Genomic DNA, 13,808 nt, shown 5'->3' with positions numbered 1-13,808 from the left:
ACACTTGGTTATTTTTTGCAAATATGCTAAACAGTCTCTTTGGCAGTCTCTCGAACACTCTTGGAGGTTAGTTTTTCAATGACTTTTTTACTGGTAACCCTGCACGTCATCGTCTGTTTCGCCCTCATCGTTGTTGTCTTGCTGCAGTCCGGCAAAGGGGCTGAGATGGGCGCATCCTTCGGCGCCAGCGGCAGCCAGTCCGTGTTCGGCGCGGGCGGCGGCAACACCTTCATGAGTAAACTGACCACGTACGCAGCGGTCATCTTCATGCTGACCTCCCTCTCCCTGGCCTTCGTGTCGGGCAAAGGCGGCGGCTCCTCCATCATGTCCAAGGCCCCCAAGGTCAAGCCGGCACCGATGGGCGGCATGCCGTTGCAGCAACCGGTCAAACCCGCGGCACCCGGCAACGCGGTAGCACCTGCGGCACCTGCTCCCGCTGCACCGGCTGCTCCTGCAGCACCCGCTCCGGCAAAGTAATTAATTAGAGATTAGCTGTTGACATCTCTGCCGAGTAATGTTACAAACTTAGCTCTTCTTGCCGAAGTGGTGGAATTGGTAGACACACCATCTTGAGGGGGTGGCGGGCGATAGCCTGTACGAGTTCGAGTCTCGTCTTCGGCACCAAAAGAAACCAAGGGTTACGGTCAACACCGTAACCCTTTTTTCATTCCAGATTTGCCACCATCCCTCTCCCCTACTCCACCTGCCCAGTCCGTTTTCGCAGTTCGCCAGGATAACAGCCTTGTAATTTTGCCCTAACCGGCAGATGCATCCCAACCGCGACAAATGCATTCGCTGAGCGGCGGATGCGTTCCGTCCTCCGGCAAATGCATTCGCTGAGCGGCGGATACGTTCCGTCATCCGACAAATGCATTCGCTGAGCGGCGGATGCATTCCGTCATCCGGCAAATGCATTCGCTGAGCGGCGGATGCGTTCCGTCATCCGGCAAATGCATTCGCTGAGCGGCGGATACGTTCCGTCATCCGACAAATGCATTCGCTGAGCGACGGATACGTTCCGTCATCCGGCAAATGCATTCGCTGAGCGGCGGATGCGTTCCGTCATCCGGCAAATGCATTCACTGAGCAGCGGATACGTTCCGTCATCCGACAAATGCATTCGCTGAGCGACGGATACGTTCCGTCATCCGGCAAATGCATTCGCTTAGCGGCGGATGCGTTCCGTCATCCGGCAAATGCATTCGCTGAGCGGCGGATGCGTTCCGTCATCCGGCAAATGCATTCGCTGAGCGGCGGATGCGTTCGATCCTCCGGCAAATGCATTCGCTGAGCGGTGAATGCGTTGCATGACATGCAGTATCCAGTTCTTCGAGTTTGTAGTTGTTCCCTTCTGGTCAAGTAACAATCGTCCTTTACCATCGGTTAAAGCTTGACTTCGACCTCAACAGATGCTAAAAAATGAGTTCTTCTTGCCGAAGTGGTGGAATTGGTAGACACACCATCTTGAGGGGGTGGCGGGCGATAGCCTGTACGAGTTCGAGTCTCGTCTTCGGCACCACACAAACACAACGCTCCAGCTTTCCAGCCGGGGCGTTTTTTGTTTCTACTTCTCGTCACATCTTCAGAACTGTCACAAGCAGCAAGTCCCTGTTACAGCGCGTACCAGCCACCAACCTGCACGTTTGATCCCCCCACGTATTACACTTAGCTCATCTCACTAATTCACTGGCAGTCACCTTCCCCACTGACATTGAGAAGTAAAACTGGTCAGGTTGACAACCAAACAACACCCCATATAATGTTTACACCGACGACTTTAATGATATTCAAGGAAACAGGAGGTGTGAATGAAAGACACGCAAGATGCCCTGAAACAAGCGATTCAAACTGAAAAGAACGCAATGAACTTCTACCAGATCGGCGCACAGAATATGAAGGACAAGGAAGCCAAGCGGCTGTTCGAGCAGTTGGCGCGTGAAGAGAAGGAACACGCAGCCCAGTTCTTCAAGGCCTACAAGGGCAACGACCTCGGTTCCTTCGAGGAGTTCATCACCTCGCCGCCGCAGAACGAGGCTCTCTGGATCACCTCCATTCAAAAGGCGGTCGGCTCTGATTTCACCGAGCAGAAGGCGCTTGAGTACGCCATGGAGAAAGAGACCCACCTGGAGAACGCCCTGCGCGAGACGGCGGGTAGGATCACGGACCCCGACATCAAGGAAATCTTCCTCTGGAACGCCAACGAGACCCACAACCATTTCCTCACCATCGAGGCTGAATACGCGAGAGTGATGGCGATGGTGGACGAATCGGACATGGACACTTACGTCAGGGAGTAGCCTGTAACGCTCCGACAGCAGCATCCCGAAGGGGGGCTCCAAGCCCCCTTTTTGCATCCGGCGATTTTTCGAATATTTATGACTCCGGCGAAAAAAGTTAATCATTCAAGTCATTTTTTTCTTGCACGGAAAAGCCTCCTTTGCTATAAGTAGGTCTCTCGCAAGCCGGAGTGGCGGAATTGGTAGACGCGCTAGATTCAGGTTCTAGTACTCGCAAGGGTGTGCTGGTTCGATTCCAGTCTTCGGCACCAAAAGATCAAGAGGTTGGGCTTTAGCCTAACCTCTTTTTTCTTCCTTCAAACCGCGAGAGCTGATGGGGCTGTAGCTCAGTTGGGAGAGCGCTTGAATGGCATTCAAGAGGTCGTCAGTTCGATCCTGATCAGCTCCACCATCACAGATGACGGGGTTAGGCGAAAGCCTAACCCCGTTTTTCGTTCTCCCCTGCGGGGACAGCCGGAACTTCGCCGCGTTCACGATTACCCCGGCACTTTCCTCATCTCCTCGACGAGCTCCTCTACAGCTCCCCCCCTCTACTCCACTCTCCCGCCCGGACGGTGCCTTCCATCATCATGCTGCACGCACGCATTCCCTCCCAGCGGTAACCCGTGGTTCCTTTCGTAGCTGGGAAGGCGCAGCAGTATATTACCCAACCGCCGGATAAATAGGCGTAAAATCAAGGAATGAGATGACATGACTGGTGAGCAGGAGGTAGCCCGAGGAGGTCGATCATGAAAAGAGACGGTCATCAGCAACTAAGACACGCCACCCCTGAGGCGGATCTGGACCGCCAGCACCAGGGATCGATAGGGGGCCAGCACCTGGCCCGGGAAGGAGCATCATCTTCCAACGCAGGAACAGTAACAAGTATGCGTCAAAGCGTCACCGAGGATTTCACCCCGGGTCGAGACCCAGCTGAAGGGGCCGACGTGGCCTTTACGGCGCCGGTGCACGAGCGGTGGGCGCAACACACCGCTGAGCGCGACCCCACCGAGGGATCGGCATTGATGGCGACATCGCCCGTCAAGGTTAAGTAAGAACCCCTCTGCAACCATGAGCGGGATGCTTGCCGCAAGCAATCCCGCTTCTTCATGCCGCCCTCTTTCCCCTCCCCAGTGCCGCCCCAATTAGTTGGAAGTTGGTTCTGACGACGCATTGCCTCTCTCTCCAGCACCGCTATAATTGACTGGTTTTAATTTAAATACGATCGGGCGTGCCGTATGCCAGTCCACCCGGCGCAGCTCTCTTTACCAACAGGCGGGTAACTGTGACCTCTCGGAGCCGTCTCTTCAACAGGCCGGACCGGCCCCTCTATTCAGTCATTGTCGCAGTGGCCATCTTCCTCGGTCTGGTCAATACCGTGGTGTACTTCGCCTCGCCTGCCACCAAATATTGGGTGGTCCCGTGGTATCTGCCCACCGTCCATACCTTCGTAGCCCTCTGCTCCTTCTGTGTCGCCTTCCTGGCCATCGGGCGGCATCAGGTGCTCAAATACCCGGCCCCCTTCTGGATCGGAGTGGCCTATCTTTCCTACTCCATCTTCACCATCTTCCGGCTCCTCGTTTTCCCGACCCTACCCGGCAATATGGGGATCATCGAGGCGGTACCGACCCTGTCCCCCTGGCTTGTCAACGTGCAGATGACCACACTGGCAACGTGCGTAACAGCCGCGCCATTCACGAGGGCCCCGCGCGAGAGGTGGAGCTCGTGGCTTGGTACCCTGACGGCGGTAGCAACGGCCCTCCTGGCCGGCCTCACCCTCGTTAAGCTGGACACGAAGCTCCCGGTGCTCATCACCTCAGGGAGGTTCACGGGCAGCGAGATCGTCTTGCTGTTGTGCATATCGTTGTTGCTGCTGGTCAGCGCCGCTGTGGCGACGTGGAGCTATCTTGGCTCCGGCGACAACCTGTTTGCCTATACCGCGCTGTCTCAATTGGCCGTCACCTCATCGGTAGCGATGAACGCGCTGGGTGCTGCCTGGTTCACCCTTCCCTTCTATCTCGGCAGGAACATAGTGGTCATCGGAGCTCTCATCATGTTGTTCGGACTGCTGTCGGATTACGTCCGCCTGGCGCGCAAGGAGCAGGAAAAGAGCCAGGAACTCGCCAAGCGTTCGGAGGAACTGGCGCGAAGCGAGGAGAGGCTGCGCTACAACGAGGCGACCCTGCAGATGGCGATCAGCTCCACGGGGATGGGCACCTTTGAATTTGAGCCACAAACTGGAAAACTCACCTGGTCCGCACAGGCAAAGGCGAACTTCGGTCTGGCACCTGACGCAACGGAAAGCTACCAATTGTTCATCTCAGCGCTGCACCCGGAAGACCGCGAGGAGGCCCAGGAAGCGCTCAAAAGGGCGCTGCAGCCGGGGAGCGACGGTTTCTACCGGGCCGAATACCGGACCATCGGCATTGAGGACGGCAAGGAACGTTGGCTCATGGCCAGAGGACGGGTTTTATTCGACGCAACCGGAGCGCCTACACGCGTGCTCGGTACCACCCTCGACATCACCGAGCCGAAGAAGGCGGAAGCCCGCCTGCGCCGGATCTTCGACTCCGGCATGATCGGCCTGATCTACTGGAACATGCACGGTGACATCCTGGACGCCAACGACGCCTTCCTTAACGTGCTGGGAAGAAGCCGCGCCGAACTTGAAGCGGGCACGATAAAGTGGAGCGAGCTTACGCCCCCCGAATTCGACGCTCTCGATCAGTATGCCCTGGGCGAACTGCGTGCCACGGGCTTGGACACCCCCTATGAAAAGGAGTTTTTCCGCAGCGACGGCACCAGAGTCCCAATCCTGATAGGCGCGGCGACGCTCCCTGAAGCCCCGGAGGAAGGGGTCGCTTTCGTTCTGGACATAACCGAGCGCAAGAAAGCCGAGGAGGAAGTGCGCCAGGCACGGAGCAGCCTGGAGTTACGGGTGCAGGAACGCACCGAGGAGCTAAACCGCGCCCTGCAGCACCTCAGAAGCGAAACAGAGGAACGGATACGGGCGGTCGAGGAACTAAGGGTCAGGGAACAGATGTTGATGCAGCAAAGCCGCCTTGCCGCCATGGGAGAGATGCTGGTCAACATATCGCACCAGTGGCGCCAGCCCCTGAACGTACTCGGACTCATACTACAGAACCTTGCGAGGAGCTACGAACGGGGTGCCCTGTCGGTAGAGGTGGTGCGAAAAAGCGTCCGCCGCGGCACGGAGTTAATCGAACACATGTCCAAGACCATCGCAGACTTCTCTGCCTACCTAAACCCGGACAAGACCAAGCTCTCCTTCGATGTGGGCGAGGTAATCAACAATGCGGTGTCAATGGTGAGGGAAAGCCTGCATGGCATCGAAATAAAAGTGCACACCCCGGATGAGCCCGTTTTTGCGGAGGGCTACCGCAACGAATACGCACAGGTGGTGATCAACATCCTGGTCAATGCACGCGACGCACTGCGCGATAAATCAGTCCCCGATGCAAGGGTTACCATCGGCATCAACAGGCAAGGCGACAAAAGTGTGGTGACCATCTTGGACAACGCGGGAGGTATCGCCGCAGACGTTCTGGAGAAGATTTTCGATCCTTATTTCACCACCAAGGAACCCGGCAGGGGGACGGGGATCGGGCTGTTCATGTCCAAGGCGATCATAGAGAAGAGCATGGGCGGCAAGTTAACGGCACGCAACGCCGATGGCGGCGCCGAATTCAGAATCGAGGTGTGACATGCCAACAGCCAGAGAGCGGGTAACGAGCATCCTTTACGTGGAAGACGAGGCCGAGGCAAGGGAGTTGATCGGCAACCTGCTGAGCGAGGAACATCGGCACCTCAGGATCATCATCGCGGCAGACGGGGCCGAGGGGCTCACCCTGTTCAAGGAGCACCGTCCGCAGATCGTGGTCACTGACATCAGGATGCCGGTGATGGACGGCCTTACCATGGCCGGACACATACGGGACATGGACCAGGAGGTCGACCTGATCGCGCTCAGCGCCTACAGCGACACCAGCTTCCTCGTGCGCGCCATCGAGCTTGGTTTTAGCAACTACGTCTTCAAGCCGGTCAACTTCTCAAAACTGCTCACCGCCCTGAACAGGATCATCAAGGTGAGGGAGTTGAAGCACCGTTTCAGCGAGCAGAACGAGCTGCTGCGCATAAGCGAACAGCGACTCCAGGCAACCTTCGACCAGGCCGCCGTCGGCATCGGACACGTCGCCATGGACGGTTCTTTCCTGCGCATCAACGACAAGTACTGCGCCATCGCCGGGTGCAACACCGGCAGCGTACCCGGCACGATCTACGACTTCACCCACCCCGAGGACCTCCCTGGTTGTCGGACGCACCACGAGCTCTTGCTGGAAGGAAAACAGCGCTCGTATTCACTGGAAAAGCGTTACGTGCACAATGAGATAACCTTGTGGGCTTCGCTGACCGTCTCCATGGTGCAGGACCGCTCCGGCAAGGACAGCTTCATGGTTGCCATCGTCGACGATATAACGCAGCGCAAGATCCTGGAACAGGAAATCGCAGAACTGAACCGTGCCCTTTCGGTGCGAGCGGAGGAACTGGAGGATGCCAACCGCGACCTGACGGCCTTCAACTACACGGTGGCGCACGACCTGCGCCAGCCCTTGAATCTCATCAGCGGGTATTGCCAGGCCGTCAGCATGACCTGCGGGAAGATGCTCAATGAAGATTGCCGGGAGTTCCTGCAAAAGGCCTTCGAGGGGACGGTGAAGATGAACAAGCTGGTGAATGCCCTGCTTGAGTTCGCCGAAATGGCACATGCGGAACCGAAGCAGGAAACGGTCGACCTAAGCCGCGAGGCGGAGGAGCTTGCGGCCGAACTGGCGCGGTCGGAGCCCAAGCGACAGGCGAGGTTCATCATCGCGCCGGGGCTCTCGGCCCGGGGGGACAGCCAACTGCTCAGGGCGGTCCTGGCAAACCTGCTCGGCAACGCCTGGAAGTACACGACGGAGCGGACCGAGACGCTGATCGAATTCGGCAGCACCATGCGTGAAGGCGAAGCCGTTTTCTATGTCAGTGACAACGGCATCGGCTTCGACATGGCGCAGACGAAGGAGATATTCGTCCCCTTCCGGCGTCTGCCCGGGGCGCAGCGGTCAGGAGGCTTCGGCATCGGTCTCGCGACGGTGGAGAGGATCATCAAGCGGCACGGAGGCCGGGTTTGGGCGGAAGGCGAACAGGGCAAGGGGGCCACCTTCTACTTCTCGCTTTGCTGAAACTTCGGCAGCATCCCTCAAATACAAAAAGCCCCGGCATCGCTGCCGGGGCTTTTTGGCTAAGGGACGCCCGCCTCGCTGGAGACGGGCTAAATACTGCAACCTTCTTTGCAGTGTGATACAGGGCGAATAGCAAACTTAGAGGTCCACATTGCCATGATCTCCTTTCCCGAAATAGAAGTTATCTACTCATACACCGCCCGGACTGTCCAAGTCAACACAAAAAAGATCAATCGGGTCTTATTTGACTCCCGCCGACGGTCGCGGTGCGATCAGGGAGTCTGGTGGCATCCTTCACAGGTGATGGGCCCTTCCATCTTGCCAGCCTCAGGCTCGTGACAACCGATGCAGACGCGGTGGGCGTAGGCCTTGCCGAAGGCCCTGATGGCACCCACCTGGTTTTCGTGACAGACTTTGCAATCGCTGTCGGCAAGTTTCTCGTGCTTTGCGTGTGAGAAGATAACTGTTCCCTTCGCGTTGGGAAACTCCAGGACATCTTTGCCGTTGGCAAAGGCAACCCCGGCAAGGCCGGCAACTACTGCAAACACGGCGGGCACCAAAATCCATTTCATGACAACATCCTCCATCGGCTCAATGCATAACATGGTTGCTCACACCGACACTATCTAGTACCTTTCAAGGTCTAAGTCAACAATTTACGCAGATGCCTCCGCAGTACGGACCTACGGTGGCACACCATGGCAGGCAAGGAGGAAGCGATGCGCGACATCCCCGATCTTCTCGATTCACTGAGCAGGACGCCCAACATTTTAGCCGAGTTGGTGGATACCATTCCGCAGCAGAAACTGGATCTGAGACGTGGTGAAGGTTTCTGGACCATAGCCGAACATGTCAGTCATCTGGCCGAGGTGCAGCCCATGCTGCTGCAGAGGATCGGCCGTTTTCTGAAGGAGGAGCATCCCGAGTTCATCCCGTACCTCCCCGGCAAAGGGGAAGAGGAACCGGACACCCCGGCGCGGTTGGAAATGGCGTCGGCTTTGGAGCAGTTCACCACCTGCCGGCTGCGGCAGTTGGAGCTGTTGAAAGGACTGGACCAGGGAACCTGGCGCAGGACGGGGACCCATCCGGAATACGATGCATATTCGCTTTACATCCTGGTCAGACACATACTCATGCACGATCACTGGCACATGTACCGGATCGAAGAGCTGTGGCTGACGAAGGATGCCTACCTCACCCGGCTTTAGTAGCGAGCACTAGGGGAGGCGCTCCGGCGGTTTTTCCATGAAGACGATGGCGAAGCTGCCGGGGACCTGCTTCCTCTCGAAGATCCGGTACCCCAGTTTTTGGTACAGGCGGATGTTGCTCTCGCTCCTCTCGCCGGTGAAGAGTCGGTAACAGGCTGCTTCGGCGAAGGTGGTTTCGATGGCCCGCATCAGGGCCGCACCGACCCCCCTCCCCTGCCTTTCCGGGTGCACCATCAGTCGGCCGATGAGGCAGCGCCCTTTGCTCATCCTTCCGTTAACCGACCCAACGATCCTGCCGTCCTCCACCGCCTTGAGGACCGTGTTGCGGGAAAAGCTGTCCTTAAGCTCCGCCAGGGTCTGGGTGAGCGGCGGGATGGCGTAGTCCTGGTAGATGGCCGCCTCGCTCAGGTAGGCGGTCTTCTGCAGTGCCAGGATCTCGGCGGCATCGGTGACGTCTGCCCGGGTGATGATCACGAGACGCGGATCTCCTTAACCTTGGCGGCGATGAGTGCGGCCGCACGGTCCACCTCTTCGGCGGTGGTAAGACGGCCAAGGCTCAGCCGCACCGCGCCGAACCCCTGCGCGCTGGAAAGTCCCATCGCCTTCAGCACGCCCGAAAGCTCACCTTTGCCGTCATGGCAGGCGGAACCGGTGGAGGCAGCGATGTCAGGAAGACGCGCCAGGAGATCCGCTCCCACCACGCCTTCGAAGCTTACGTTCAACGTGTTGGGGAGGCGCTCCTTTTCCGGCCCGTTCAGAACCACCCCGCCGGCCAATTCCTGGAGTTGCGCGTGCAGGCGATCACGCAAGGCTTCCACCTTGCCCGGCTCGCCGGCGGAGATACGCTCCGCTGCCAGTTCCATTGCCTTACCGAGTGCCGCCATGTAGGGGACGTTTTCGGTCCCGGCCCGCATGCCACCCTCATGCCCCGCCCCGTGCAGGTAAGGCGCCACGCGCACTCCTTTGCGGATGTAGAGTGCGCCGACCCCTTTGGGGGCATAGAGCTTATGACCGGCAACGGTGAGCAGGTCAACCCCCAGTTGATCTACCAGGGTCGGGACCTTACCCACCGACTGAGCTGCGTCGCTGTGCAACAGAACGCCCCTTTCCCTGGTGATGGAGCTGATCTCGGCCAGGGGCTGGATCGAACCTACCTCGTTGTTCGCGTGCATTATGCTCACCAGAATGGTCCGGCCGGTGATGGCCTTGCGGACCTCATCCGGATCGACCATTCCTGCGCCGTCCACCGGCAGGTAGCTCACCGCGAAGCCCTGTTCTTCAAGCCAGCTCAGCGGCTTGAGCACCGCGGGGTGCTCCACCGCAGAGGCGATGATGTGGTTGCCACGCGCCCGGTTGGCGAAGGCGGTCCCGATCAGGGCCTGGTTGTCGGACTCGGTCCCGCCGCTGGTGAAGATCACCTCGCCGGGGGTGCAGCCAAGCGCAGCCGCCACCCTCCCCCGCGCCAGTTCCACCGCCTCCTTGCCGGCCGTGCCGTAAGGGTGGTTGCTGGAAGGGTTGCCGAAGTGCGTGGTGAGAAAAGGAAGGAGTTCGTCGACCACTGCCGGGTCAACCGGGGTGGTCGCGTTGTAGTCCAGGTAGATGGGGTCCATGGGTGCCTCCGGTTTTCTGGCTGGTGCTGCCGTCAATGGTCGGACTGCTGAATGTTAAACAAAAAGAGGCCAAGGGGCAATGTTTTGCTCCTTGGCCTCTCCTTTTGCCTCTTGTTGCTTAGATGCCGGTGCCGTCGTCGCCGTATCCCTTCAGCGGGGTACTTCCTCGCTTGAAGAGCAGGATGCTCGCCCCGTCGCCGCTGCGGTCGAATTCGAAGGCAAGTTCATGCTCGTAGGCCAGTTGCGCCACCGGCTCCAGTTGGGAGAGGTCACGCAGCCGGATCAGGATACGGTTCCCCTTGCCCAGATAGTCGTGGATGCTCTGGGCGAGATCGAGGATGAAAAGCCCCTTCTCCCCGGTGAGATCGACGACGTTCAGGTTGGTCGCGGCCACGGCGTCAAGGGTAATGTGCCGCGGAGCCCAAGGGTTGCTCTCCCTTTCCGAGAGATGCGCCCTCTGCGACTCGTCCGGCGCGTTCAGCACCATGCCCGCCGCCACGGTCGCGTTGGTGAAACGGTCGATGAGGATGAAGCTGCCGGTATCGCGGTTGGCGCCGTACGGGTCGAAGGACACTGGGCGGTCCAGTTCGATCCGCGCGAGGCCGATTTCGTTCAGCCCCAGGGTGCTCACCTGCTTTTGCTCCAGGGTGTTCACGTCCACCGCGTACTGCACGGCGGTGACACGTCCCGGCGTCACGCCGGTAGCGGTCTTCACCAGGTAGAGCTGCCCGGGCTGAAGCGGCTCGTCGTGCATCCAGACCAGGTGCGCCTCGGGATGCCTGGTGTACAAGGGCGGCGCCTCGGGACGGGTCAGCATGTCGCCGCGGCTGATGTCGATCTCGTCCTCCAGGGTGAGCGTGACCGCCTGCCCCGCCACCGCCTCTTCCAGGTCCCCGTTGAAGGTGACGATCCGGGCAACCTTGCTGGTCTGGCCCGAGGAGGCAACCCTGATCTCGTCGCCGGGACGGACGGTGCCGGAGGCGACGGTGCCGCAGAAGCCGCGGAAATCGAGGTTGGGGCGGTTTACCCACTGCACCGGGAGACGGAAAGGCTGCTCGTCGCGGTCGTCCTCGACCTGCACCGTCTCCAGGAAATGCAGCAGGGGCGGTCCCTGGTACCAGGGAGTCTCGCTGCTCTTCTCGATGATGTTGTCGCCGTTCAACGCGGAAATCGGGAGCGCGGTGATGCTGGTAAAGCCGAGCGGTGCGGCGAACTCGCGGTAATCCGCCTCGATGGCGCGGAACTTCTCCTCGTCGTAGCCGATCAGGTCCATCTTGTTGATGGCCAGGACGATGTGCTTGATCCCCACCAGGGAGACCAGGAAGCTGTGACGGCGGGTCTGGGTCAGAAGCCCCTTCCTGGCGTCGACCAGGATCACCGCGACCTTGGCGGTCGAGGCGCCGGTCACCATGTTGCGGGTGTACTGTTCGTGCCCCGGGGTGTCGGCGACGATGAACTTGCGCCGGTCGGTGGAGAAGAAGCGGTAGGCGACGTCAATGGTGATCCCCTGCTCCCGCTCCGCCTGCAGGCCGTCCAGAAGGAGCGCGTAGTCGATGGCGCCCCCTTGCGTCCCCACCTTCTTGCTGTCCGCCTCGAGCGCGGCCAGCTGGTCCTCGAAGACCATCTTGGAGTCCCACAACAGGCGCCCGATCAGGGTGCTCTTGCCGTCGTCCACGCTGCCGCAGGTGATGAAACGGAGCAGCGACTTCTCCTCCTGGCTCTTCAGGTAGGCAAGGATATCTTTCTCGATCAGTTCAGATTGATGTGCCATTAGAAGTACCCTTCCTGTTTCTTCTTCTCCATCGAACCGGCCTGGTCGTGGTCGATCAGGCGCCCCTGGCGCTCGGAGGTGCGGGTGAGCAGCATTTCCTGGATGATCTCGGGGAGCGTGTCGGCCTCGGACTCGACCGCACCGGTCAGCGGATAGCACCCCAGGGTGCGGAAACGGACCGGCTTGTACTCGACCTTCTCGCCCGGCTTAAGCTCCAGCCGGTCGTCGTCGACCATGATCAGCATGCCGTCGCGCTCGACCACCGGGCGCACCGCCGCGTAGTAGAGCGGCACGATGGGAATCTCTTCCAGGTGGATGTACTGCCAGATGTCCAGCTCGGTCCAGTTGGAGAGCGGGAAGACCCGGATGCTCTCGCCCGGCTTGATGCGGGTGTTGTACAGGCTCCAGAGCTCGGGGCGCTGGTTCTTGGGATCCCAGCGGTGGTTCGCGCTCCTAAAGGAGAAGATGCGCTCCTTGGCGCGGGACTTCTCCTCGTCGCGGCGGGCGCCGCCGAAGGCCGCGTCGAACTTGTATTTGTCGAGCGCCTGCTTGAGCCCCTCGGTCTTCATCACGTCGGTGTAGAGCGCGGAGCCGTGGGTGAAGGGCGATACCCCTTTTTTCACACCTTCCTCGTTCACGTGCACCAGTAGTTCCATACCGGACTCCTTTGCCATCCGTCCACGGAACTCGATCATTTCGCGGAACTTCCAGGTGGTGTCGACGTGCAGAAGCGGAAACGGCGGCGGAGCCGGGTAGAAGGCCTTGCGGGCCAGGTGCAGCATGACGGCCGAGTCCTTCCCGATGGAATAAAGCATCACCGGGTTGTCGAACTCGGCCACCACCTCGCGGATGATGTGGATACTTTCGGCTTCGAGTTGCTGCAGATGGGTCAGATTTTTCTTCATGGCATTATCCCGTATCGATCTTCGTGTGCCGGAGCTGTAACAGCGCCGGGCGCGTCTTCCTCTGCCCTGTTACCTGCGGTGCAGACCGCACTCTTTGTGCTCAGGGTTCTCCCACCACCACCTTCCGGCGCGGGCATCCTCGCCCGGCTGGACCGCCCTGGTACAAGGAGCGCAGCCGATGGAGCGATATCCCTGCTTCAAGAGGCGGTTCTGCGGCAGGCGGCGTCCCGTGACGAACTCCAAAAGCTGCGCCTCGCTCCAGTCCAGCAACGGGTTGAGTTTGAGGATGCCGCCGTTCAACTGGTCCAGCTCGATGGCCTTCAGATCGGTGCGGGTGACGTTGTGCTCGCGGCGCATGCCGGTGATCCAGCCGGCGAGCCCTTGCAGCGCCCGCCCCAGCGGTTCCACCTTGCGGATGTGGCAGCACTCGTGACGGTTCTCAAGAGATTCCCTGAAGGAAAACAGCCCCTTCTCGCGCTCCAGCTTCTCCACCGCCTCGTGCTTCGGGAAATACCAGTCGATCTGGATGCGGTAGCGTTCGGTGAGGGCGTCGGCCACCTCGTAAGTTTCCTCATTGAGCCTGCCGGTATCGAGGGCGAAGACGCCGATCTCCAGACCGGCCTCCTTGGCCAGCTCGATGATGGCGACATCCTCGAGCGAAAAGGAGCAAGCGAGTTTCACCGGTCCTTTAGCTGCTTCAAGACCGAGGCGAAGGATGTCCTGGGCGGTTGCGTTGGCGGGGACTTCAGGCACAGCGTTCATGGGGGCTTCCTTTCCAGATGCGATTCGGTTGCA

General features: G+C 59.6%; 12 protein-coding genes and 4 tRNA genes. 10 read left to right on the top strand and 6 right to left on the bottom strand.

Annotated features, from left to right (window positions below; genetic code table 11):
- Window positions 1-78 precede the first annotated feature (78 nt).
- The 9 genes from secG (at window position 79) to KP001_RS04515 (ending at window position 7,519) form a co-directional block, all read left to right on the top strand.
- On the top strand, window positions 79-477 hold the full coding sequence (secG, locus tag KP001_RS04555) for a preprotein translocase subunit SecG (RefSeq protein WP_217288388.1): 399 nt from the start codon (window positions 79-81) through the stop codon (window positions 475-477).
- 60 nt (window positions 478-537) lie between these two features.
- Window positions 538-624 (top strand) — tRNA-Leu (locus KP001_RS04550).
- Window positions 625-1,432: 808 nt separating this feature from the next.
- Window positions 1,433-1,519 (top strand) — tRNA-Leu (locus tag KP001_RS04545).
- Window positions 1,520-1,808: 289 nt separating this feature from the next.
- Complete coding sequence (locus KP001_RS04540; RefSeq protein ID WP_217288387.1) at window positions 1,809-2,297, top strand: ferritin-like domain-containing protein; 489 nt, start codon at window positions 1,809-1,811, stop codon at window positions 2,295-2,297.
- A gap of 164 nt (window positions 2,298-2,461) precedes the next feature.
- Window positions 2,462-2,548 (top strand) — tRNA-Leu (locus tag KP001_RS04535).
- A gap of 64 nt (window positions 2,549-2,612) precedes the next feature.
- Window positions 2,613-2,688 (top strand) — tRNA-Ala (locus KP001_RS04530).
- A 337-nt stretch (window positions 2,689-3,025) separates the two neighbouring features.
- Entirely contained in the window at window positions 3,026-3,331 is a 306-nt protein-coding gene (locus tag KP001_RS04525; protein ID WP_217288386.1) for a hypothetical protein, read from the top strand.
- 230 nt (window positions 3,332-3,561) lie between these two features.
- Window positions 3,562-6,000, top strand: coding sequence for a PAS domain-containing sensor histidine kinase (locus KP001_RS04520; RefSeq protein ID WP_217288385.1), 2,439 nt, complete (start codon window positions 3,562-3,564; stop codon window positions 5,998-6,000).
- A 1-nt stretch (window position 6,001) separates the two neighbouring features.
- Window positions 6,002-7,519 (top strand): sensor histidine kinase, encoded by a 1,518-nt coding sequence (locus KP001_RS04515; protein WP_217288384.1) that lies wholly within the window; start codon window positions 6,002-6,004, stop codon window positions 7,517-7,519.
- Between the two features lie 272 nt (window positions 7,520-7,791).
- On the opposite strand, the gene KP001_RS04510 is transcribed toward KP001_RS04515, so the two are convergent.
- The gene (locus tag KP001_RS04510; RefSeq protein WP_217288383.1) at window positions 7,792-8,091 is read right to left on the bottom strand and encodes a cytochrome c3 family protein; all 300 of its coding nucleotides are present in this window, start codon (window positions 8,089-8,091) and stop codon (window positions 7,792-7,794) included.
- A 126-nt stretch (window positions 8,092-8,217) separates the two neighbouring features.
- Between KP001_RS04510 and KP001_RS04505 the strand changes: the two genes are divergently transcribed.
- A complete protein-coding gene (locus KP001_RS04505; RefSeq protein WP_239027892.1) occupies window positions 8,218-8,727 on the top strand; it encodes a DinB family protein in 510 nt (169 codons plus the stop codon).
- Window positions 8,728-8,736: 9 nt separating this feature from the next.
- Here the strand turns inward: KP001_RS04505 and KP001_RS04500 are convergent, their stop codons facing one another.
- The 5 genes from KP001_RS04500 to KP001_RS04480 form a co-directional block, all read right to left on the bottom strand.
- Window positions 8,737-9,201 (bottom strand): GNAT family N-acetyltransferase, encoded by a 465-nt coding sequence (locus KP001_RS04500; RefSeq protein WP_217288382.1) that lies wholly within the window; start codon window positions 9,199-9,201, stop codon window positions 8,737-8,739.
- Window positions 9,198-10,337, bottom strand: a complete 1,140-nt coding sequence (locus KP001_RS04495; RefSeq protein ID WP_217288381.1) for a cysteine desulfurase family protein — start codon at window positions 10,335-10,337, stop codon at window positions 9,198-9,200. The genes KP001_RS04500 and KP001_RS04495 overlap by 4 nt, the downstream gene beginning before the upstream one ends.
- Window positions 10,338-10,455: 118 nt before the next feature.
- Window positions 10,456-12,108, bottom strand: coding sequence for a sulfate adenylyltransferase subunit CysN (gene cysN, locus KP001_RS04490; protein ID WP_217288380.1), 1,653 nt, complete (start codon window positions 12,106-12,108; stop codon window positions 10,456-10,458).
- Window positions 12,108-13,013, bottom strand: a complete 906-nt coding sequence (gene cysD / locus KP001_RS04485) for a sulfate adenylyltransferase subunit CysD (protein WP_217288379.1) — start codon at window positions 13,011-13,013, stop codon at window positions 12,108-12,110. The genes cysN and cysD overlap by 1 nt, the downstream gene beginning before the upstream one ends.
- Window positions 13,014-13,082: 69 nt before the next feature.
- Window positions 13,083-13,775: a phosphoadenylyl-sulfate reductase gene (locus KP001_RS04480; RefSeq protein ID WP_217288378.1), complete on the bottom strand. Its 693-nt coding sequence runs from the start codon at window positions 13,773-13,775 to the stop codon at window positions 13,083-13,085.
- Window positions 13,776-13,808: the final 33 nt, after the last annotated feature.

It is taken from the genome of Geomonas subterranea (assembly GCF_019063845.1).
GTDB classification, from domain to species: Bacteria; Desulfobacterota; Desulfuromonadia; order Geobacterales; family Geobacteraceae; genus Geomonas; species Geomonas subterranea.
Note: the sequence above shows the minus strand (reverse complement) of the source record. Positions and strands in the feature narration are given on the sequence as shown.

What these genes read in the sequence shown, in the direction of transcription:
- cysN (WP_217288380.1), bottom strand. Translation starts at nt 12,108, where the DNA reads ATGGCACATCAATCTGAACTGATCGAGAAAGATATCCTTGCCTACCTG.
- KP001_RS04525 (WP_217288386.1), top strand. Translation starts at nt 3,026, where the DNA reads ATGAAAAGAGACGGTCATCAGCAACTAAGACACGCCACCCCTGAGGCG.
- KP001_RS04515 (WP_217288384.1), top strand. Translation starts at nt 6,002, where the DNA reads ATGCCAACAGCCAGAGAGCGGGTAACGAGCATCCTTTACGTGGAAGAC.
- secG (WP_217288388.1), top strand. Translation starts at nt 79, where the DNA reads ATGACTTTTTTACTGGTAACCCTGCACGTCATCGTCTGTTTCGCCCTC.
- KP001_RS04540 (WP_217288387.1), top strand. Translation starts at nt 1,809, where the DNA reads ATGAAAGACACGCAAGATGCCCTGAAACAAGCGATTCAAACTGAAAAG.
- KP001_RS04505 (WP_239027892.1), top strand. Translation starts at nt 8,218, where the DNA reads ATGGCAGGCAAGGAGGAAGCGATGCGCGACATCCCCGATCTTCTCGAT.
- KP001_RS04495 (WP_217288381.1), bottom strand. Translation starts at nt 10,337, where the DNA reads ATGGACCCCATCTACCTGGACTACAACGCGACCACCCCGGTTGACCCG.
- cysD (WP_217288379.1), bottom strand. Translation starts at nt 13,013, where the DNA reads ATGAAGAAAAATCTGACCCATCTGCAGCAACTCGAAGCCGAAAGTATC.
- KP001_RS04480 (WP_217288378.1), bottom strand. Translation starts at nt 13,775, where the DNA reads ATGAACGCTGTGCCTGAAGTCCCCGCCAACGCAACCGCCCAGGACATC.
- KP001_RS04510 (WP_217288383.1), bottom strand. Translation starts at nt 8,091, where the DNA reads ATGAAATGGATTTTGGTGCCCGCCGTGTTTGCAGTAGTTGCCGGCCTT.